Origin of the sequence: Pseudosulfitobacter koreensis (assembly GCF_024733015.1) — a bacterium.
Taxonomy (GTDB): domain Bacteria; phylum Pseudomonadota; class Alphaproteobacteria; order Rhodobacterales; family Rhodobacteraceae; genus Pseudosulfitobacter; species Pseudosulfitobacter koreensis.
In genome coordinates, this window is the sequence record NZ_JANKJG010000002.1 from 398,040 (window position 1) to 418,143 (window position 20,104).

17 protein-coding genes are annotated in these 20,104 nt (G+C 64.3%); 5 read left to right on the top strand and 12 right to left on the bottom strand.

The genetic code is table 11. From position 1 onward, the window contains the following. Positions 1 to 38 precede the first annotated feature (38 nt). Both NTA49_RS05035 and NTA49_RS05040 read left to right on the top strand, forming a co-directional pair. Positions 39 to 686, top strand: a complete 648-nt coding sequence (locus NTA49_RS05035) for a pyrimidine 5'-nucleotidase (protein ID WP_258293566.1) — start codon at positions 39 to 41, stop codon at positions 684 to 686. Positions 687 to 735: 49 nt separating this feature from the next. Continuing rightward, the gene (locus NTA49_RS05040) at positions 736 to 1,929 is read left to right on the top strand and encodes a UbiH/UbiF family hydroxylase (RefSeq protein WP_258293567.1); all 1,194 of its coding nucleotides are present in this window, start codon (positions 736 to 738) and stop codon (positions 1,927 to 1,929) included. Positions 1,930 to 2,035: 106 nt separating this feature from the next. On the opposite strand, the gene NTA49_RS05045 is transcribed toward NTA49_RS05040, so the two are convergent. From NTA49_RS05045 to NTA49_RS05055, 3 genes are all read right to left on the bottom strand, one after another. After that, entirely contained in the window at positions 2,036 to 3,160 is a 1,125-nt protein-coding gene (locus tag NTA49_RS05045) for an aminotransferase class V-fold PLP-dependent enzyme (protein ID WP_258293568.1), read from the bottom strand. Positions 3,161 to 3,222: 62 nt separating this feature from the next. Then, a complete protein-coding gene (locus NTA49_RS05050; RefSeq protein WP_258293569.1) occupies positions 3,223 to 3,681 on the bottom strand; it encodes an Lrp/AsnC family transcriptional regulator in 459 nt (152 codons plus the stop codon). Then, positions 3,678 to 4,133 carry an Lrp/AsnC family transcriptional regulator gene (locus NTA49_RS05055; protein ID WP_258293570.1) on the bottom strand — a complete coding sequence of 152 codons (456 nt, stop codon included), beginning with the start codon at positions 4,131 to 4,133 and terminating at the stop codon, positions 3,678 to 3,680. The genes NTA49_RS05050 and NTA49_RS05055 overlap by 4 nt, the downstream gene beginning before the upstream one ends. 133 nt (positions 4,134 to 4,266) lie before the next feature. Here NTA49_RS05055 and ilvC point away from each other — a divergent pair, with 133 nt between their 5' ends. Together ilvC and NTA49_RS05065 are read left to right on the top strand one after the other, a co-directional pair. Further along, positions 4,267 to 5,289 (top strand): ketol-acid reductoisomerase, encoded by a 1,023-nt coding sequence (ilvC, locus tag NTA49_RS05060; RefSeq protein ID WP_258293571.1) that lies wholly within the window; start codon positions 4,267 to 4,269, stop codon positions 5,287 to 5,289. A 164-nt stretch (positions 5,290 to 5,453) separates the two neighbouring features. After that, positions 5,454 to 6,386 (top strand): DMT family transporter, encoded by a 933-nt coding sequence (locus NTA49_RS05065; RefSeq protein ID WP_258293572.1) that lies wholly within the window; start codon positions 5,454 to 5,456, stop codon positions 6,384 to 6,386. A 6-nt stretch (positions 6,387 to 6,392) separates the two neighbouring features. Here the strand turns inward: NTA49_RS05065 and glmM are convergent, their stop codons facing one another. From glmM to NTA49_RS05110, 9 genes are all read right to left on the bottom strand, one after another. Further along, entirely contained in the window at positions 6,393 to 7,736 is a 1,344-nt protein-coding gene (gene glmM / locus NTA49_RS05070) for a phosphoglucosamine mutase (RefSeq protein WP_258293573.1), read from the bottom strand. Continuing rightward, positions 7,733 to 8,743 (bottom strand): dihydropteroate synthase, encoded by a 1,011-nt coding sequence (gene folP, locus NTA49_RS05075; protein ID WP_258293574.1) that lies wholly within the window; start codon positions 8,741 to 8,743, stop codon positions 7,733 to 7,735. The genes glmM and folP overlap by 4 nt, the downstream gene beginning before the upstream one ends. Then, on the bottom strand, positions 8,740 to 9,663 hold the full coding sequence (locus NTA49_RS05080; protein WP_258293575.1) for a dihydroneopterin aldolase: 924 nt from the start codon (positions 9,661 to 9,663) through the stop codon (positions 8,740 to 8,742). The genes folP and NTA49_RS05080 overlap by 4 nt, the downstream gene beginning before the upstream one ends. A gap of 104 nt (positions 9,664 to 9,767) precedes the next feature. After that, positions 9,768 to 10,397 carry a cell wall hydrolase gene (locus NTA49_RS05085; RefSeq protein ID WP_258293576.1) on the bottom strand — a complete coding sequence of 210 codons (630 nt, stop codon included), beginning with the start codon at positions 10,395 to 10,397 and terminating at the stop codon, positions 9,768 to 9,770. Positions 10,398 to 10,527: 130 nt separating this feature from the next. Further along, on the bottom strand, positions 10,528 to 13,065 hold the full coding sequence (locus NTA49_RS05090; RefSeq protein WP_258293577.1) for a pyruvate, phosphate dikinase: 2,538 nt from the start codon (positions 13,063 to 13,065) through the stop codon (positions 10,528 to 10,530). Between the two features lie 201 nt (positions 13,066 to 13,266). Next, positions 13,267 to 15,540, bottom strand: coding sequence for a glycine--tRNA ligase subunit beta (gene glyS, locus NTA49_RS05095; protein ID WP_258293578.1), 2,274 nt, complete (start codon positions 15,538 to 15,540; stop codon positions 13,267 to 13,269). Between the two features lie 97 nt (positions 15,541 to 15,637). After that, positions 15,638 to 16,423, bottom strand: coding sequence for a DUF1206 domain-containing protein (locus NTA49_RS05100; RefSeq protein WP_258293579.1), 786 nt, complete (start codon positions 16,421 to 16,423; stop codon positions 15,638 to 15,640). A 130-nt stretch (positions 16,424 to 16,553) separates the two neighbouring features. Further along, a complete protein-coding gene (locus NTA49_RS05105) occupies positions 16,554 to 17,072 on the bottom strand; it encodes a DUF6446 family protein (protein ID WP_258293580.1) in 519 nt (172 codons plus the stop codon). Next, positions 17,069 to 18,010, bottom strand: coding sequence for a glycine--tRNA ligase subunit alpha (locus NTA49_RS05110; RefSeq protein ID WP_261368132.1), 942 nt, complete (start codon positions 18,008 to 18,010; stop codon positions 17,069 to 17,071). The genes NTA49_RS05105 and NTA49_RS05110 overlap by 4 nt, the downstream gene beginning before the upstream one ends. 213 nt (positions 18,011 to 18,223) lie before the next feature. Between NTA49_RS05110 and NTA49_RS05115 the strand changes: the two genes are divergently transcribed. Beyond that, the gene (locus tag NTA49_RS05115) at positions 18,224 to 20,038 is read left to right on the top strand and encodes a serine protease (protein ID WP_258293582.1); all 1,815 of its coding nucleotides are present in this window, start codon (positions 18,224 to 18,226) and stop codon (positions 20,036 to 20,038) included. The last annotated feature ends 66 nt before the right edge of the window (positions 20,039 to 20,104 follow it).

Consider the following 20,104-nt stretch of genomic DNA (forward strand, 5'->3'; position numbering starts at 1 on the left):
GCTTGCATGACAGCCTGCGCGCGCCTAGGACTTGGCCCATGCCACAGACCGATTTTTCTCACGTGACGTCCTGGGTCTTTGACCTCGACAACACGCTCTATCACCCCTCCGCGCGCCTGTTCGACCAGATCGAGGTGCGCATGACCGCCTATGTGATGGCCACAATCGGCGTCGACCGCGCCGAGGCCGACCGCCTGCGCGTGTATTACTGGCGCACCCACGGCACCACGCTGGCGGGGCTGATGCGCGAACATGGGGTCGATCCGGCCCCGTACCTCACGGATGTGCACGACATTGATCTGACCCACTTGGTGGCCGATGCCGTCCTTGCCGCCCGCCTGCGCGCCCTGCCGGGGCGGCGCATCGTCTATACCAACGGCAGCGGCCCCTACGCCGAACGGGTGCTGGCCGCGCGCGGTCTGGCGGGATGTTTCGACGCGATCTATGGCGTCGAGCACGCCAATTTCCTGCCAAAGCCCGAGCGCAAAGCCTTCGAGACGATCTTTGCCGCCGACGGCTTGCGCCCCGATGTCGCCGCGATGTTCGAGGACGATACCCGCAACCTGACCGCCCCGCACGCGATGGGCATGCGCACGGTGCACGTCGCCGATGTCGCGGCGCCGGCGGATCACATTCACCACCACACCGACGATCTGTCGGCTTTTCTGGCGCGATTGATCGGATAGGACGCTTTGCCGCCTTTCCTCTGCCGCGCGGCGTTCTAGACTACGAGACATGATAGAAACCGATATCCTGATTTCCGGCGGCGGCGTCGCGGGGCTGACTGCCGCGGCGGCCTTTGGCACCGCGGGCTTCGACGTGATCTGCGTCGATCCCGCCGCGCCGATCACCGAACGCGAGGCCGCTGGTGCCGACATGCGCACCACCGCCATGTTGCAACCCGCCCGCGAGGTGCTGCAAACCGCAGGGCTGTGGGAGAAGCTGGAGCCCTATGCCGCCCCGCTCAAGATCATGCGCATCGTCGATGCCGGGGGCGATGCGGGCACCCCCCGTCTGACCCGTGATTTCCGGGCTGCGGATATCTCTGACTTGCCGTTCGGGTGGAACCTGCCCAACTGGCGGCTGCGGCGCGAGATGGTGGCGCGGCTGGACGACCTGCCCAATGTCGACTTCCGCCCAGGCACCGGCACGGACAGCCTGCTGACCCGCACCGCCGAGGCACGGGTACGGCTGACCGACGGCACGCGCGTGCGCACCAAGCTGGTCATTGCCGCCGATGGGCGCAACTCACCAATGCGGCAGGCCGCTGGCATCGACGTGAAAACAACGCGCTACGGGCAAAAGGCGCTGGCCTTCGCCGTCACGCACCCGATCCCGCACGACAATGTATCAACCGAAGTGCACCGCACCGGCGGGCCGTTCACGCTGGTGCCGCTGCCCGATCACGAGGGGCTGCCCTGCTCTGCCGTGGTCTGGATGGACGACGGCCCCGCGACGCAGGCGCGCATGACGCTGGATGTGGCAGAGTTCGAGGCCGAGATGTCGACGCGCAGTTGCCACCTCTTTGGGCCGCTGACGCTGGCATCGAACCGCACGATCTGGCCGATCATCAGCCAGCAGGCCGCGCGCCTCAGCGGTCAGCGGATCGCCTTGATGGCCGAGGCCGCGCATGTGGTGCCGCCCATCGGCGCGCAGGGTCTGAACATGAGCCTCGCCGATCTTTCCACCCTGCTGGACCTGGCCCTGGCGCGGCACGAGCACTTGGGCGACGCGCAGATGCTGGATGCCTACCACGATGCGCGTATCCGCGACGTCAGCGTCCGGGTGGCAGGCATTGACGCGCTGAACCGCGCCTCGCAGGTCAGCACGCCCGCGCTGAGGGATGCGCGGGCGCTGGGGTTGAATGCGCTCTATGCGCTGGCCCCGGTGCGCAAGACGCTGATGCAGATGGGTCTCGGGGTCCGCTAAAGCACTTCTCGGAAAACATAACTTAACAGCCATCTCTTAACGCGTTGAAATCTTTGATTTCAGGCAGCGTTAAGAGATTCAGTTTTTTTTCGAAAGTGCTATAAGCCTACACCACCTTGTCCAGAACGGTTTTCAGACGCGCAAGCGTGGCGTCCACGTCATAAAGCTTGTCCAGCCCGAACAGCCCCAGCCGGAAGGTCGAGAAATCCGCAGGCTCATCACAGGCCAGCGGCACACCGGCGGCGATCTGCATGCCTTCGGCGGCGAACTTCTTGCCGTTCTGAATCTGAGGATCGGCGGTATAGGACACCACGACACCCGGCGCGCCAAAGCCTTCCGCCGCGACAGACACCACGCCCCGGTCCGCCAGCATCCGGCGCACAGCGTCGCCCAGCTGCCACTGCGCCTCTTTCAGGCGACCAAAGCCGTAATCGCGGGTTTCCACCATCGTATCGCGGAACGCGCGCAGCGCATCAGTGGGCATCGTGGCATGATAGGCATGACCCCCGTTTTCATAGGCCAGCATGATCTGGTGCCATTTTTTGAGATCAATCGCAAAGCTGTCGGACGTGGTCTGTTCCATCCGCGCCAGCGCGCGGTCGGACAGCATCACCAGCCCGGCAGAGGGCGACGCACTCCACCCCTTTTGCGGCGCGGACAGCAGCACATCGACGCCCAGCTTGCGCATATCAACCCAGGCACAGCCCGACGCAATGCAATCCAGCACCATCAGCGCGCCGACCTCATGCGCCGCCGCTGCCATCTCCGCGATATAATCATCGGGCAGGATCACCCCGGCGCTGGTTTCCACATGCGGGGCGAACACGATCTCGGGCTTGCCCTCGCGGATGGCCGTCACAACCTCGTCGATCGGCGCGGGCGCAAAGGGGGACGGCGACGCGTTGCCGGTCTGGCGCGCCTTCAGCACGGTCGCTTCGCCGGTCAGATCGCCGCTTTCGAGGATCTGGCTCCAGCGGTAGCTGAACCAGCCGTTGCGCACGACCAGCACGCGGGCGCCACGGGCGAACTGACGGGCCACCGCTTCCATGCCATAGGTGCCGCCGCCGGGCACGATGGCCACGGCATCGGCACCGTAGACCTCTTTCAGCAGGGCCGAGATATCCTTCATCACCTTCTGAAAGGTGGCGGACATGTGGTTCAGCGACCTGTCGGTGAAAACGACCGAGAATTCATCCATCCCTTGCGGGTCAACGGTATCAAGCAATGCCATGGCGGGCCTCCTTCAATTTGGCGTTTCACCACACCTAAGCCGACCGTGCGACAAAAGCCAGATCAGCCGATGGGGCCGCTCAATCGCTCTTCGCTCAGCAGCACGTTGGCCTCGACATCGCCCGCCCCCGGCAGCGTCATGATCCGCCGCCGCAGCACCCGCTCAAAGTCGGGCAGATCGCGCGCCACCACGCGCAGGCGGTAGTCATAGAGGCCGAGAACATGCTCCACCGTCTGCACCTCGGGGATGGCGGTGACCGCGCGCTCGAAATCCTCCAGGCTGACGCGGCCCTTGGTGGCCAGCTTCACCCCCAGGAACACCGTCACGCCAAAGCCCACCGCTTCGGCGTCGATCTGCAAGCGGTGGCCTGTGATCACGCCGCTGTCCTTCAGCCGCTTGATCCGCCGCCAGGTGGCAGGTTGCGACAGGCCCAGATCACGCCCCAGCGCGCCGGCACTTTGCGTGGCGTCCAGGGCCAGCGCCCGCAGCAATGCGCGGTCGATGTCATCGAGGTCCATCATATCGGCAACCGCTCGTCGGATTTGATCCGCGCCACGTGCATCAGCGGCTCGATGTCCGAGATATGCGGCAGGGTCAGCACACGCGTGCGGTAGATCCGCTGGTAATGCGCCATATCCTGCGCGATCACCGACAAGCGCACATCGACGCGGCCCAGAAAAGTCTGTATCTCCACCACCTCGGGCACCTCGCGCGCAGCTTTCAGGAACGCGTCGAAGGCCACCGCGACCGTCTTGTCCAGCGTCACCCGCAACGACACCTCGACCGTATAGCCCAACGCCTGCCAGTCGATCACCGCCCGCACGCCCTTGACCGCCCCGGTGTCCATAAGCCGCATCTGCCGTCGCTGCACCCGCGCGGGTGTCATCCCGCATCGCTCGGCCAACTCGGCTGGCGTCAGCGTGGGGTCCGCCTGCCATTGACGCAATATGCGTCGATCCAGATCATCAAGCATGAATTTCACACCCTTTGCCATTCAGGCGAATGATTCACCCTTCATCTTGCCAAATAAACTCAAAATCCTACGCTGACCATCACCATTTCCCTGTCTATGGTGCGCCCCAGAGACATAGAAAAGGATAAAAACCATGCGCGTTTACTATGACCGCGATTGCGACATCAACCTGATCAAGGACAAGAAAGTGGCCATCCTCGGCTACGGTTCCCAGGGCCACGCCCATGCGCTGAACCTGCGCGACAGCGGCGCCAAGAACCTTGTCGTCGCCCTGCGCGAAGGCTCGCCCTCGATCGCCAAGGCCGAAGGCGAAGGCCTGAAAACCATGGGCATCGCCGAAGCCGCCGCATGGGCCGACCTGATCATGTTCACAATGCCTGACGAATTGCAGGCAGATACGTACAAGAAATACGTCCACGACAACATCCGCGAGGGTGCCGCCATCGCGTTCGCCCACGGTCTGAACGTGCACTTCGGCCTGATCGAGCCGAAAGAAGGCATCGACGTCATCATGATGGCCCCCAAGGGCCCCGGCCACACCGTGCGCGGCGAATACACCAAGGGCGGCGGCGTGCCCTGCCTGGTGGCCGTTGACCGCGATGCGTCGGGCAAGGCGCTGGAAATCGGCCTGTCCTATTGCTCCGCCATCGGCGGCGGCCGCTCGGGCATCATCGAAACCAACTTCCGCGAAGAATGCGAAACCGATCTCTTCGGTGAACAGGCGGTTCTCTGCGGTGGTCTGGTCGAGCTGATCCGCATGGGCTTCGAGACGCTGGTCGAGGCAGGTTATGCGCCCGAGATGGCCTATTTCGAATGCCTGCACGAAGTGAAGCTGATCGTCGATCTGATCTACGAAGGCGGCATCGCCAACATGAACTACTCGATCTCGAACACCGCCGAATACGGCGAATATGTCTCGGGTCCGCGCATCCTGCCCTACGACGAGACCAAGGCACGGATGAAGGCGGTTCTGACCGACATCCAGACCGGCAAGTTCGTGCGCGACTTCATGGCCGAAAACCACGTCGGCCAGCCGTTCTTCAAGGGCACGCGTCGCATCAACGACGAACACCAGATCGAAGCCACGGGCGAGAAACTGCGCGGCATGATGCCGTGGATTTCCGCAGGCAAGATGGTCGACAAGGCCAAGAACTAAGCCGCTTCCAAGCGCAGCAAGACAGAAGCCCCGGTTGAAACGCCGGGGCTTTTTTCGTGGTATGGCCCGATGCGGGTGGCTTCGCTGCAAATCCCCTCGACTTCCCGAGTTTCAAATGCTTTGAGCATCACCGACGCACAGCGCAACCAAGGCACAGACCCTGCATGACACAAGCCCCCGAAATTACCGGCAAAAGCTGGGCGTTGGTCGCCATCCTCGGCTTTACGTGGGGGGCGACGTTCCTGGTGACGGAACTGGCGTTGACCGGCATTACGCCGTTCTGGCTGGCCGCCGGGCGCATCGGTTTTGCCGCAGTGTTGATGCTGGTGATCTGGCAGGCCATGGGCGGCAAGCTCTTCGTGACGCGCCCCGATGCGGGCGCGCTGACAACGCTGGTCGCCATCGGCGCGGGCAGTTCGGCGGTGCCGTTCATGTTGCTGGCCTGGGGTCAGCAATACGTGACGTCGGGCTTTGCCGGTGTCTCCATGGCCTCGGTCGCGTTGACGGTTCTGCCGCTGGCGCATTTTCTGGTGCCGGGCGAACGGCTGACCTGGCGGCGCACCTGCGGTTTTCTGATCGGCTTTGCAGGCGTCTGCGTTCTGATCGGCGGGCGCGCTTTCGAAAGCACCGGCGCGGGGCTTGAAACTGCGGGCCGCATGGCGTGCATCGCCGCCGCCTGTTGCTATGGCATCTCGTCCATCCTGATGCGCCGCCTGCCCGCAGTCGATCCCATTGGCCTCAGCACCGTTTTGCTGCTGGTGGCCACCGCCATCGTGGTTCCCGCCGCCCTGATCGTCGAAGGGCTGCCGCCCCTGCCCTCGACCCAAACCTTGCTGATCATCGCCTTTTTGGGGCTGGTGCCCACGGCGTTGGCCAACTTCCTGCGCGTCACGGTGATCCGCTCGGCGGGGCCGGTGTTCATGTCGCTGACCAACTATCAGGTGCCGATCTGGTCGGTCCTGATGGGCATTGTGCTCTTGGGCGAGCCCGCGCCACCGTCCCTGCTGCTGGCGCTGATCCTGATTCTGGCGGGTGTCGGCCTCAGCCAATATGGCGCGCTCAAACGTTTGTTCGCGGCCAGACGCGCCGCTCGGTAGCCGGGATCAGGCCACCGCCGTCTCGACCGCATCCACCACCGCGTTCACCGCATCGTCCAGTATCTGCGCATCGACGCTTTCGGCCATGACCCGGATCAGCGGCTCGGTGCCCGAGGTGCGGATCAGCAGGCGGCCGTTACCCTGCAGGCGCGCTTCGGCGTCAGCGATCGCGGCCTTGACCGAGGCGTTGTCCAGCGGTGCCTGCCCATCGGAATAACGTACATTTTTCAGCAATTGTGGTACAGGATCGAAACTGTGCAGCAGCGTGCTGGCCGTCTGATCCGAGCGGAGCATGACCGACAGGAACTGCAAACCGGCCAGCAACCCGTCGCCCGTGGTCGAATGGTCGGTCATCACGATATGGCCGGACTGTTCACCGCCCAGATTGAACCCGCCCGCGCGCATCCGTTCCACCACATAGCGGTCGCCCACGTTTGTACGTTCCAGCCGCAGGCCGCGCCCTTCCAAAAAGCATTCCAGCCCCAGGTTCGACATCACCGTGGCGACCAGCGCGTTGCCTTTCAGCTTGCCCTCGTCGGCCCAGCGGGCGGCCATCAGCGCCATGAGCTGGTCGCCATCGCCTACCTTGCCGTTCTCGTCGATCAGGATCACCCGGTCGGCATCGCCATCCAGACAGATGCCCACATCCGCACCATGCGCCACCACAGCCTCGGCAGCGGTCTGGGGATGGGTCGAGCCGCAGCCCTGGTTGATGTTATAGCCGTTCGGGCTGACCCCCACGGGGATCACGGTCGCGCCCAGTTCCCAAAGCGCTTCGGGCGCAACGCGGTGCGCGGCTCCGTTGGCGCAGTCGATGACCACTTTCAGCCCGTCGAGACGCATCTGCCGGGGGAAAGACGACTTGATCCGTTCAATATAGCGGAACCGCCCGTCGTCGATGCGCTTGGCACGCCCGATCTGGCCCGCGTCGATCAGCTCGACACCGTCGCGCACCAGCGCCTCGATCTCGGCCTCGGCAGCGTCGGACAGCTTGAACCCGTCGGGGCCGAAGAACTTGATCCCGTTGTCCTGCGCCGGGTTGTGACTGGCCGAAATCATCACCCCCAGATCGGCGCGCATCGAGCGTGTCAGCAGCCCCACCGCAGGAGTGGGCACCGGGCCCAGCAACAGCACGTTCATGCCCATCGACGTCAGCCCGGCGGTCAGCGCGTTTTCGAACATATAGCCCGACAAGCGCGTGTCCTTGCCGATCACGACGCGGTGCGCGCTGCTGCCATCGCGTTTGAAATAGCGTCCGACCGCAGCGCCGATGCGCAGTGCGGTTTCGGCTGTCATGTTGCCGGTGTTCGCGGTGCCGCGAATGCCGTCCGTCCCAAAGAGTTTTTTCATGACGCCTGATGTGCCACAGAGGCGCGCCAGAGGGCAATGGCCTGCGTGTGCAGCGCAACGTCATGGGCGCGGATCAGCTGAACGCCCTGCCCCAGAGCGGCAAGTGCCACGCCCACCGATCCGGGGCCACGCTGCGACGCGTCGGGCACATCGGCCAGCGTGCCGATGAACCGCTTGCGCGACACGCCCAACAGGATCGGCACCCCGAGCCCGTGAAACAGCGACAAGCGGTTCAGCAGCGCCGTGTTGTGATCCAGCGTCTTGCCGAAACCGATGCCGGGGTCGGCGATGATCCGGTCGCGGGAGATGCCCTGGTCCGTCAGTGCGTTGATCCGGTCGCGCAGGAAATCGTAGACGTCCAGCAGCACGTCGTCATAGCGCGGATCGTGGTGCATCGTCGCGGGATCGCCTTGGGCATGCATCACGCAGACCGGTGCTGCCCGGTCTGCGCAAAGCGGTGCAAGCTCCGCGTCATAGGTGAAGCCCGCCACGTCGTTGACCACGTCGGCACCTGCGTCGAGTGCGGCCGCAGCCACGGCGGCCTTGCGCGTGTCGATGGAGATCGGCGTGTCGATGCCTGCCGCGCGGATCGCGGCGATGACCGGCGCGGTGCGGCCAATCTCATCGGGCACCTCGACGGTCGCGGCACCGGGGCGAGTGGATTCGCCGCCGATGTCGATCATCGCCGCACCTTCGCGTACCATCTGCACCGCATGGGCGGCAGCGCCCTCGCCCGAGTGTTGCCCACCATCAGAGAAGCTGTCAGGCGTAACGTTAAGAATGCCCATCACTTGCGGACGGTCCCAGTGCAGGCCGGCAATCGCTGGCCGGTCCGAGGTCAGCGGAGCCAGATCACCATCGCATTGCGTGGCGGGGATCACGACGGGCGCACGGTCCCGTTCCAAAATCTCGACATGGGTGAACCAACCCCAGCCGCCAGCCAGTGCCTGCGCATCGTCGGGGCGCGCAGACCCCACCTGCACCAAGGGCCGGAAATATTGCGTCAAAGCGTGGCGTCCGTAACCGAGACCGCGCGCAGCGGCACCGACGCATCGGCGGGCAGATCGGCACCGATCACTAACATCTCGCTGGCGTGATAGGTCGACGCGAACCACGCCGCCAGCGCCACAGCATCCGAAGGCTGCACCGACGGCCCCTCGACCGCGTCGAGCACGATCTTGGACGGGGCCCAAACGCAGCTCTGGCCGTTTTTCATCGCCCAATCCAGTTCGGTGTGCGTCTCGACCACCACGCAGCGCGCGTCACGCGCGGCCAGCACCCAGGCGTTCTGCTCGATCGCCAGCAGGTCGATGCGCCGCTGGGTCCAGCGGTGCCCTGATTGCGGTGCCGGGACATCCGATGGCCCCACGCAAAAGATCAGCGGACGGCCCGCCGCCTGCAACTGGTCGATCCAGCCCGTAAGATGCGGCGAAGCGATGGCCGCGTTGCCCAGATAGACCAGTTCAGGGTGCAGGATGTCGTCTTCGGCCTCGACCAAGGCACTGTCGCCCGCACGGGTGCGCACGATCTCGACGCCCAATGCACCGGGGCCGCGGTCCATCTTTTCGATGCGCACGAAGGCGCGAACCGCCTGCGGTTCGATCAGGATGCGGTCGGCCACACGTTCGGCCAGCGTTTCCAGCAGGTTCAGCCGCTCTTCGGCCAGTTCGTGCGCGATGGCCTCGGTGACCTTGTCGTAGCTGAGGATTCGGTCGACGTCGTCGTCGATGGGGCCGGTCAGCGGCTGCACCTCGACCACGATGTTGAACTTGATGCGCTGGGTCTTGCCGCGCTCGGCCTGGAATGCGCCAATTTCCACGTCCACGGCATAATCACGAACCGATATCCTGTCGAGGGGCGTGCCGTCGTCCGTGGCCGCCGACCGTTCGGACGGATGCGCAAAAGCAAGGTGGATTTCAGAGGCCATGGCGTCGCGTCCCAACAGAAGTTGGCGCCCTTCTAACGCCCCCGTCCTCGAAACGACAGTGGCAAAGACGGCACCGCACCGCCCAAAGGCGGCGCGCGAAGCGATCAGTTCGACGCGGTGCGATAGGTGTCGCGGTAGAACAGGTGCACACCAATGCGCGCGGTCTGGGTATAGACCTTGCTCCAGCGCGGGTTCACGGCGGTGGTGTGATAGTGCGTGGCCCCCGACGTGAGCTTGGGCGCAGAGCCGTCCAGCACGGCGCGCGCCACCTTGGCCACGCGGTTAAAGGCACCTTGTTCGCGGATCTTCTCGGCGTTGCCATCGCAGGTATAGGTGAACTGGCACTGATACCGCTTGCCGGTGCCCTGGTTGATCACGGCGCAAACCGAACCGGGAAAACGGCCCGACTTCACGCGGTTCATGATCACCTCGGCTACGGCGAACTGGCCCTTGACGGTCTCGCCGCGCGCCTCGAAGTACAACGCCTCGGCCAGGCAGCGCCATTCGTTGCCGCCCTCGGCCTTGGGCTGGTGGTCCAGCCAGGCGCTGGTGAACTGCATGCCCTCATGGCTGGTGGTGGGCGGTGAAATCATCGCTTGCAAACGATCCTGCGAGAGGGACTGCAGACCTTGTCGTTCGGTCTTGAGCAGTGTCAGAGCCTCTTTTTCGGAGGCAGAGGCAGGAACGGTACACAGGCCAAAGGCGAGTGCGGAGCAGAGCAATAAAATTTTCATCAGACCCATCGCAAGCAGTTTCAATGCGGGTGATCTAACGAAAACCTCTAAAAGAATCTACCGCCGCTGCCTTTTTGTCGCAGGCGGGCCGGGGCGCGCCGCGTTTTGAGGGGCGAAAAACCGGGATCTGCTAGCCGATCTTGTGACCGATTGCCAACTGCGCGGCGGCCAGCCGTGCAACCGGAACGCGAAACGGCGAGCAGGACACATAGTCGAATCCGGCCTGCCGCACAAAGGCGATGGATTCAGGGTTGCCGCCGTGTTCGCCGCAGATCGACAGCACCAGATTGGGCGCGGCCTTGCGCCCGCGCTCAGCTCCGATCTGCATCAATTCACCCACGCCATCGACGTCAAGCGTGTGAAACGGATCTTCGGGAAAGACGCCCTGTTTGACGTAAGTGGACATGAAACGCCCCGCATCATCGCGCGACAATCCATAGGTCATCTGGGTCAGGTCGTTGGTCCCAAAGCTCATAAATGCGCAGTATGGCGCGATTTCTGCGGCCCGCAGTGCGGCGCGCGGGGTTTCGACCATCACGCCCAGACGGTAATCGAAGGCGGCGCCACGCTCGTTGCGCACGGCGGTCGCGATGGCGTCAACGCGGCCCCGGACCAGCTCGACCTCGCGTTTGGCACTGACCAGCGGGATCATGATTTCGGGCACCACCGGATCGCCGTCGACGCTTGCGTCAATCGTCGCCTCGAAGATGGCGCGGGCCTGCATTTCGTAGATTTCGGGCACCGTCACGCCCAGGCGGACGCCGCGCATACCCAACATAGGGTTGTATTCCATCAGGCTGTCGACACGGCGCATCACGGTGGACAGCGGCAGGTCCAAAGCTTCGGCCAATTCCCGCTGACCGGACCGGCTGGTGGGCAGGAATTCGTGCAGGGGCGGATCAAAAAGCCGGATGCAAACGGGCTGACCCTGCATGATCCTGAACAGTTGGGTAAAGTCGTCGCGCTGCATCGGCAGCAGCCGTTCCAGCGAGGCACGGCGATCTTTGGACGAATCGGCAAAGATCATTTCGCGCATCACGGTCAGGCGCCCCGGCTCGAAGAACATGTGCTCGGTGCGGCAGAGCCCGATGCCCTGGGCGTTGAAGTTGCGCGCGGTCTGCGCATCGGCGGGGGTGTCGGCATTGGCGCGGATGCCGATGTCGCTGACGGCACTGGCCCACTCCATCAGCTCCTGGAACGCATCATCAAGGGCGGCCTCGTGCATGTCGGGCGCGCCCATCAGCACCTGCCCCGAGGTGCCGTCGATGGTGACGACATCGCCTTCGCGCAGGGTGCGGCCGTCGCTGGCCTGAATGGTCTTGGCCGCGATCTGGAACCGCATGTCGGACACGCCGACGACACAAGGAAGACCGATGCCGCGCCCGATCACGGCGGCGTGGCTGGTGATGCCGCCTCGCTCGGTCAACACACCCTTGGCCGCGTGCATGCCGCGAATATCCTCGGGCGAGGTTTCGCGGCGCACCAGAATGCAGGGTTCGGAACGCGCGGCACTCGCCTGCGCCTCGCTGGCGGAGAACACCAGCCGCCCGGTGGCGGCACCGGGGCTGGCGGCGATGCCGTGGCCCAGTACATCGCGCGGCGCGTCAGGGGCGATCTGGCGGTGCAGCAATTCGTTCAGCGCGCGCGGCTCGACCCGCATCAGCGCCTCTTCGCGGGTGATGACGCCGTCGCGGGCCAGTTGTACGGCGATGCGCACCGTGGCGCGGGACGACCGCGTGACACGCACACCATCCAGAATGTGCAAGCTGCCGTTGTCGATGGTGAATTCCACGTGCATCTCTTCGCGCAGACGGGCGCGCATCAGGGCGGCGTGGGATTTCAGCTGCGCAAAACACTCGGGCTGCAAATCTTCAAGCGAGGGGCCACGCGGGTCGCGGGTGATGAAAATGCTTTCGGCTTGCGGGCTGAGGGCGTCGCGCCCCTGGCTCTGGCGCAGGTAGCGTCCGGTGATCTGCTGCAGGCCGGTTGTGGAATCGACCAGTTGCAATACGCCCGACCCACATTCGCCGCGCCCGACGCCCAGCGCCATCTGCTGCACCACAAGGCCCAGACCCGCATCCGCAGGCGCGCCCTTGGCCATGCGCAGCAAGCGGGCCGAAGTGCCCTCCCACGCCCGCGCCATGGATTTCAGGACGCCGCCCAGCTGGGTCGCGATATCTTCGGGAAAGGGCTCCTCGGTCTCGTCTTCATAGGCGCGCAGGGTGGCGTCGAGCGCCTCTGTCCCCTCGCCGTCGACGGCGTCGAACATGTCGGGGTCCAGCCGCGCGACGTGGACCGCATAGGCTTGCACGAAGCGGATATAGATCTTGGTCGCGGCGGCGATGCCCAGCGTGTCGCACAGCTCCTTGTGGCGGGCGTGGTTCATGCCGATGTTCAGAACCGCCCCCGGCCCGCCCCAATCGGGGTCCTGCGACGAAGGCCGAACGCAGAGCAGCGCGTCGGAGGGGAAATTTGACAGAACCGCCGCGATATCAGGCAGATGCCCCGAGGCGATGTCGTGCACCGCGTCGAAACTGAGCGCCACGGTTGCAGGCACCGGCAGATCCAGCCGCACCAGCCGCTGCAGACACTTGGCCCGGCCACCGTGGGTTTCGGCGGTGATCGGGGCCGTCTGCGTGACCAGCGTAGTATGGGGATTGTTCTGCACTGCGGCACCTTTTGGTTTCGCCGCAGCATAGAAGGTAATGGTTAACAGACAAGAGGGGCTTTGGGGCCGCGGCAGGCCCCGGAAAGGGGCTCCGCCCAAGATATTTACCTGCGGGGGCTCTGCCCAAGATATTTACCTGCGGGGGCTCTGCCCCCGACGCTGCGCGTCTCCCCCGGAGTTTATCTGGCAAGATGAAGGGGCTTAGCCCTCGATGCGGGTCAGGTCGGCCACGGCCAGACAGATCTGGCGGATGCGGCTGAGCAGGTTCAGACGGTTGCGCCGCACGGTGGCGTTGTCGGAATTGACCTGAACGGCGGTAAAGAACGCGTCGATGGGCGCGCGCAGGTCGGCCATTGCGGACATGGCGGTGGTGAAATCCTGCGCCTGCATGGCGGGCGTGATCTGCGCCTCGGCGGTGTCGAGGGCTTCGAAGAGCGCGCGTTCTTCGTCGGTTTCGGCGAATTTGGGGTCCGCGCCGAAGGAGTATTCGACGCCGTCCGCCGCTTCGGCCTGGGTCAGGATGTTGTTGGCACGCTTGAAGCCCTGGATCAGGTTTTCACCGTCGTCGGTTTTCAGCGTGTCCGACAGGGCGCGGGCGCGTTTGACCAGCAGGTTGAGGTCGTCGGAGCCCTCCATCGCGATGCAGGCGTCGATGATGTCGTGGCGGATGCCTTGATCGCGCAGGTAGACTTTGAGGCGGTCGTGGATGAAGGAGAGGAGGTCTGGGACGATCGCCATTTCCCTAAAACGGTCAAAAATTGCGTAGAACGTGTAGTCTTTTATCTGATCAGGGTAGTATTCGATTTCACTGATCCTTTTTTCGTTCAGCGAAATATCGAAATTGCCCACTTTCCATCGCTCTAAATTCTCTACGAACATGGGGTTTTGAAAGCCTTGCTCTTTCAGGGTATCTGCTGCTTTGGTTCCTGCTACGGCCTGTTTATAGGCGAAGAAAAATGCTCCTGTTCCAAGCAGGTCTTGCAGCGGCAAGGAGATTTTATTCTCCACCAAAATCCGAATAACCCCCAACGCAGCCCGCCGCAGCGCAAAGGGGTCCTTGCTGCCCGTCGGCTTCTCGTCAATCGCCCAGAAGCCTGTCAGCTTGTCGATCTTCTCGGCCAGCGCCACGGCCACCGACACTGGCGCAGTCGGCACGTCGTCGGACGGACCCAGCGGCGCATAGTGATCCTGTGCTGCGGCGGCGATGGCTTTGTCTTCGCCCATCGCTTCGATATAATAACGGCCCATAAGCCCCTGAAGTTCCGGGAACTCATAGACCATTTCCGAGGCCAGATCGGCCTTGGCCAGACGGGCGGCGCGCTCGGCCTGGTCGGGGTCGGCGCCCACGGCGGGGGCGATTTCGCGGGCCAAAGTCGCCATGCGGTCGACCAGATCGGCCTGCGTGCCCAGCTTGTTGTGGAAGGTCACGTTTTTCAGCGCGTCGAGCCATGCGGTCATGCCCGCATTGGCGGTGCGCAGGTCGTTTTCCCAGAAGAATTTCGCATCGGCCAGCCGCGCTGACAGCACCTTTTGGTTGCCCGCAAGGATGGTCGCGCCATTGTCGGCGGTTTCGCGGTTGGCGACGGTGATGAACCGCTCGATCCGGCCCGACTTGGGGTTGCGCACGGAAAAGAACTTTTGGTGCTCTTTCATTGAGGTTTGCAGCACCTCGGGCGGCAGGCCCAGAAAATCGGTGTCGATCTTGCCCATCAGTACCACGGGCCATTCGACCAGCCCTGCGACCTCGGCCAGAAGGCCCGCGTCCTCGACAACCTCAAGCCCTTGGGCGAAGGCCTGATTGGTGGCATCGTGCCATATCGCCTCGGCACGCTCGGTCGCGTCCAGCACCACATGGGCGCGGGCCAATTGCGTGGTGTAGTCGTCGAAACTGCGCACGCTCAGCGTGCCGGGCGACATGAAGCGGTGCCCTTGGGTTGTGTTGCCCGCAGCAATCCCGTCCACGGACATCGGGACCACTTCGGCCCCCTCTTCGGTGACCAGGAGGCACAGGATCGAATGCAATGGGCGCACCCATTTCAGCGTGCCGCTGCCCCAGCGCATCGACTTGGGCCATGGGAAGTTGCGGATGGTGTGTTCCAGCACCTCGGCCACGATCTCGGCGGCGGGGCGGCCCGGTTTGGTGATCTTGGCAAAGAGAATCTTGCCCTTGGGCGTGTCGCGCTCTTCCAGGTCGTCGCGGGTCAGGCCCGCACCGCGCAGGAAGCCCTCGATGGCTTTCTCGGGCGCATCGGCCTTCGGGCCCTTGCGTTCCTCGGTGGTGGTGGGCGATGCGGCCAGCGCCCCTTCGACAGTCAGCATCAGGCGGCGCGGCGTCGAAAAGGCGGCGGCCGAGGCATAGGTCAATCCGGCCTCGACCAGCCCGTCGGTCACCAGCTTTTTCAGGTCGTCCGCCGCACGGGTTTGCATGCGTGCAGGAATTTCTTCCGAGAAGAGTTCGATCAGCAGGTCGGGCACGGGCATTTCCCCATCAGATTACGCTGCGGGGTGGATAGCGCCCCTCGGGCCAAGGGTCCAGAGGGGCAGATGCAACAATCGACGGGTGTCGGGGGGTCTAGATCGCGTCAGCCAGCGTCTGTGCGTCGGGGTCCGAGAACTGCGGGATCACCCGGTAGCGCGCCTCGACGAAGTTATAGACGGCAAAGCCGATCAGCCCCAGGCCTGCACCGCCCAGCAACCAGCGCCCCCAGGCAAAGCTGCGCAAGGTTTCCAGCGCCTGCCCCAGGCCGCCCGCATCCGACGGGTCGGTGTTCATCGCGGCAAAGCCCAGCGATACGCCGACCAGCGCCAGCATGATGCCGTGCACGACAAGGCCGAAGGTCAGGACAGGCTGGATGCGCCGGGTGAAGCTGGCGTTGTACATATGCTCGCGGTATTTCTTGGTCAGACCCTTGTAGGCGTAGTAGCCGCCCGCCCCGATCACCACGGCGGCGGCGATGGCCACCAGCGTCGGGCCCATGGGCATCTGCATCAGCTTGGCGGTCCAGTCCTGCGCACCGCTGTCGCCGCCGCTGCTGCCGCCCATGGCAAGGCCCGCGACCGACAGGCCGATGGCCCCGTGGATTATGCCGGTGCCCGCGATGGCGAGACGTGCAAAGATGCCCTTGGCCTCGGTGCCGTGATCCTCAAGGTCCATCGCCGCATCGACCAGCCGCCAGATCATGTAGGCCCCAAGGCCCACGGCAATGCACCACAGCGCCGTCTGCCCCAGCGGTTCGTTCTGCAAGGTGGCAAGCGCACCTTGGGTGCCCTCGGCCGCGCCACCCCGCCACGCGGCAAAGAGCGCAAGCCCGCCGATCAGCACGTAAATCACCCCTCGCGCACCATATCCGGCGCGCATGATCCATTTCAGTCCTTCGTGTGCGTTTGACTCGTTTGATTGTTCGGCCATCGGTGGTTCCCCCAGTCAGTGTCTGGGGGTCAACTCACGCGTACGTGATTTTGTTCAATATCGCGGTTCGGCAAGCAATTCAGTTTTGGGCGGGACGCTCCGGGCATTCCTCGCCCACGACGGTGCCGTCATAGGCCTTTTCGCCGCAATCGTTCAGCTCGTGCCAGACATAGCCACGTCCGTCCTCGGTGATCGCGACGATCCGATCAACGCCGTACTGCACGTTCTTTTGCGACAGGAAGGGCAGCGCCGTTCCGGCCTCGAGCGCGTCGCCGATGGCCTGGGCGTCGAAGCAGTCAAACCAGCCCGGCGCATTGCGGGGCTCTGCGTCGTCGAGCAGCACGTAGGTTTCGGTCAGCATCGCAAGCGACATCTCGGTCTGGAAACACGCACGGTAGCGGATCGGCGAGCTGTCGGCGTCGATGGCTTGAAAATCGGTAAAGGCGATGGGTTCCGGCTGGTCCGAGACGACCGAGACCAGGTTGACCTCTTCCACGGTCACCTCGTCGTAGAAGCCGTAGACTTGCAGGTAATACATGCCTGCGCCTGCGATAAGTGCGGTGATCACGATCAATACTACCAGTATCCTGCCGGTCATGCTGCTGCGCCCGGTGTCCAGCCCCCTGCCCGCGTCTGCACGAAGGCATCGGCGCAGGCCTTGGTCAGCGCGCGCACGCGCCCGATATAGGCCTGCCGTTCGGTCACCGAGATGACGCCACGCGCGTCCAGCAGGTTGAAGATGTGGCTGGCCTTGATCGCCTGATCGTAGGCGGGGTGCGCCATCACGATGCGCTTGCCGGTCTTGGGGTCGTCATGCACCTGATCCAGGATCGTCTTGCACTCGGCCTCGGCCTCCTCGAAATGGCGCAGCAGCACGTCGGTGTTGGCCACGTCAAAGTTCCAGCGCGCGTATTCTTCCTCGGTCTGCTTGAACACGTCACCGTAGCTCAGCGGGATCGGCGACTGCGGATCGTTGAACGGCATGTCCATCACGTGATCGACCGCCAGCACGTACATCGCCAGACGCTCCAGACCATAGGTCAGCTCGCCCGAGACGGGGCTGCAATCATGCCCGCCGACCTGCTGGAAATAGGTGAACTGCGACACTTCCATGCCGTCGCACCAGACCTCCCAGCCCAGCCCCCAGGCGCCCAGCGTCGGGCTTTCCCAGTCGTCCTCGACAAAGCGGATGTCGTGCAGGTCCGCGTCGATGCCGATGGCCTCGAGGCTGCCCAGATAGAGCGCCTGCAGATCGGGCGGGCTGGGTTTGATCAGCACCTGATACTGATAGTAGTGCTGAAGGCGGTTGGGGTTCTCGCCATAACGCCCGTCGGTGGGGCGGCGCGAGGGCTGCACATAGGCCGCGGCCCAAGGCTGTGCGCCCAGCGAGCGCAGCGTGGTGGCGGGATGAAAGGTGCCCGCGCCGACTTCCATGTCATAGGGTTGCAGGATCGCGCAGCCCTTGGACGCCCAATAGGTCTGAAGCCGCAGGATGATTTCCTGAAAAGAACGGGGGGCTGTGGTCATTTCCGTCATGGGGCAAAGCTTTCCGGTTTCGTGCGCGCTTTACCTACGCAGCCCCCCGGCAATGGTCAATCGCCGCTTTGTCGCGGTGCCCGTGCAACATTGACCGCAAAAGAGCACCATAACACGCCAACCGCGATGAATTCCCCGTGTGGGCATATGGTCAATGGGGTGTTTTCCTGATTATCTGCCCGGATTAATTTCCGAGCAGGAGTTCAGGTTAAGATGATGCGCAAGATGGTAGTTGCGGCGATGCTGGCAACGGGGGTGTCGGGTCTGTCGACGGCGGTGGGCGTGTCGCCCGCAGTGGCGCAATCCGCACAAGAGGTCGTATGGGTCCAGATCGAGGCACATCCCAGCCTGGCCACCGCCACATCGCGTGCCCGCAGCTATGCCGGGTCCATCGAGGATGTGAACGGCTTTGCCCTGGGCAGCGGCTGGTACGGGATCGCGCTGGGGCCCTATGTGCGCGAAGACGCCGAACAGGTGCTGCGCGTCTACCGCGCCGACGGGCTGATCCCGCGCGACTCGTATATCGCTGAATCGTCGGACTATCGCCAGCAATTCTGGCCGGTGGGTGCGAACGTGCTGAACCTGGGCGCCGAAGCTGCACCGCAGGCGCTGGCAACAGGCGATGAGCCGACAAGTGAACCCGCAGAGGCAGCACCCGAAGCGCAGGAGACCGCGGAAGCGCCCCCCCTGCCCACGCCCGAACCCGCCGACGAGACCCCGACCGAAGCCCGCCGCGGCGAGCAGTTGCTGACCAGCGACGAGCGCAAGCAACTGCAGGTCATGCTGAAATGGGCCGGTTTCTACGAGGCTGCGATCGACGGTGCCTTTGGCCGTGGCACGCGCAATTCGATGGCCGCCTGGCAAGAGGCGAACGCCTTTGACGTCACCGGCATTCTGACGACCCGGCAGCGCGCCGCGTTGAAAAAGCAGTATAACGCCGTGCTCGAAGGGCTGGGCCTGGAACGGGTGGTCGATGCCGGCGCGGGCATCGAGATGATGATGCCCACGGATATCGTGGCCTTCGACCGCTACGAGCCGCCCTTTGCCCATTACGAGGCGACGGGCGACATCCCGGCCCGCGTGCTGCTGATCAGCCAGCGTGGCGATCAGGACACGCTTTGGGGTCTTTATGACATCATGCAGACGCTGGAAATCGTGCCACTCGAAGGCCCGCGCGAACGCCGCAACAATGACTTTGTGCTGATCGGCGAGAACGGCAGGATGGTTTCGGAAACCCGCGCCACGCTGCAAGACGGCAAGATCAAGGGCTTTACGCTGATCTGGCCCGCAGGCGACGAGGAACGCCGCCGCCGTCTGATCGGCGAAATGGAAAGCAGCTTTGTCCGTCTGGAGGCCGCACTTGACCCATCGGCGGGCGACGCGGGCGCGCAGGCGATTGATCTGGTGGCCGGTCTGGACGTGCGCAAGCCGCGCATCGCCCGGTCGGGGTTCTACGTCGACACGTCGGGCCTGGTGCTGACCACGTCAGAGGCGGTGCAGTCCTGCACCCGCCTGACCATCGACGATGAATACGAGGCCGAACTGGTGGCCGACGACGCATCGACCGGCATCGCCGTGCTGCGCCCCAAGGAGGCGCTTGCGCCGCTGTCCGTGGCCCGGTTCGGCACAGGCACACCGCGCCTGCAGTCCGAGGTCGCGGTCGCAGGTTACAGCTACGACGGCGTGCTGAACGCGCCCAGCATGACCTTTGGCACGCTGGCCGATGTGCGCGGCCTGCAGGGCGAAACCGGCCTGTACCGTCTGGCGATGACCACCCTGCCCGGCGATGCCGGCGGCCCGGTTCTGGATGCATCTGGATCGGTGATGGGCATGTTGCTGCCCAAGCCCGAAGGGGACCGCGCCCTGCCTGACGAGGTGGTCTTTGCCGCCGACGCGGGCGTGATCCGCACGGTTCTGGCCGGAGCAGGCGTTAGCATTCAGGCCGCTGCCGCAACCGGCGTCAGCGCACCTGCGGACATCACCGATCAGGCCGTGGGCATGACCGTTCTGGTCGGCTGCTGGGACTGACAGCGCCCGTTTGAAACAAATGCGCGGCACGTGACAGTGCCGCGTTAGCCCCTCGTTAAGGGCTCT

What these genes read in the sequence shown, in the direction of transcription:
- NTA49_RS05035 (WP_258293566.1), top strand. Translation starts at nt 39, where the DNA reads ATGCCACAGACCGATTTTTCTCACGTGACGTCCTGGGTCTTTGACCTC.
- NTA49_RS05040 (WP_258293567.1), top strand. Translation starts at nt 736, where the DNA reads ATGATAGAAACCGATATCCTGATTTCCGGCGGCGGCGTCGCGGGGCTG.
- NTA49_RS05045 (WP_258293568.1), bottom strand. Translation starts at nt 3,160, where the DNA reads ATGGCATTGCTTGATACCGTTGACCCGCAAGGGATGGATGAATTCTCG.
- NTA49_RS05050 (WP_258293569.1), bottom strand. Translation starts at nt 3,681, where the DNA reads ATGATGGACCTCGATGACATCGACCGCGCATTGCTGCGGGCGCTGGCC.
- NTA49_RS05055 (WP_258293570.1), bottom strand. Translation starts at nt 4,133, where the DNA reads ATGCTTGATGATCTGGATCGACGCATATTGCGTCAATGGCAGGCGGAC.
- ilvC (WP_258293571.1), top strand. Translation starts at nt 4,267, where the DNA reads ATGCGCGTTTACTATGACCGCGATTGCGACATCAACCTGATCAAGGAC.
- NTA49_RS05065 (WP_258293572.1), top strand. Translation starts at nt 5,454, where the DNA reads ATGACACAAGCCCCCGAAATTACCGGCAAAAGCTGGGCGTTGGTCGCC.
- glmM (WP_258293573.1), bottom strand. Translation starts at nt 7,736, where the DNA reads ATGAAAAAACTCTTTGGGACGGACGGCATTCGCGGCACCGCGAACACC.
- NTA49_RS05080 (WP_258293575.1), bottom strand. Translation starts at nt 9,663, where the DNA reads ATGGCCTCTGAAATCCACCTTGCTTTTGCGCATCCGTCCGAACGGTCG.
- NTA49_RS05085 (WP_258293576.1), bottom strand. Translation starts at nt 10,397, where the DNA reads ATGAAAATTTTATTGCTCTGCTCCGCACTCGCCTTTGGCCTGTGTACC.
- NTA49_RS05100 (WP_258293579.1), bottom strand. Translation starts at nt 16,423, where the DNA reads ATGCGCGCCGGATATGGTGCGCGAGGGGTGATTTACGTGCTGATCGGC.
- NTA49_RS05105 (WP_258293580.1), bottom strand. Translation starts at nt 17,072, where the DNA reads ATGACCGGCAGGATACTGGTAGTATTGATCGTGATCACCGCACTTATC.
- NTA49_RS05110 (WP_261368132.1), bottom strand. Translation starts at nt 18,010, where the DNA reads ATGACGGAAATGACCACAGCCCCCCGTTCTTTTCAGGAAATCATCCTG.
- NTA49_RS05115 (WP_258293582.1), top strand. Translation starts at nt 18,224, where the DNA reads ATGATGCGCAAGATGGTAGTTGCGGCGATGCTGGCAACGGGGGTGTCG.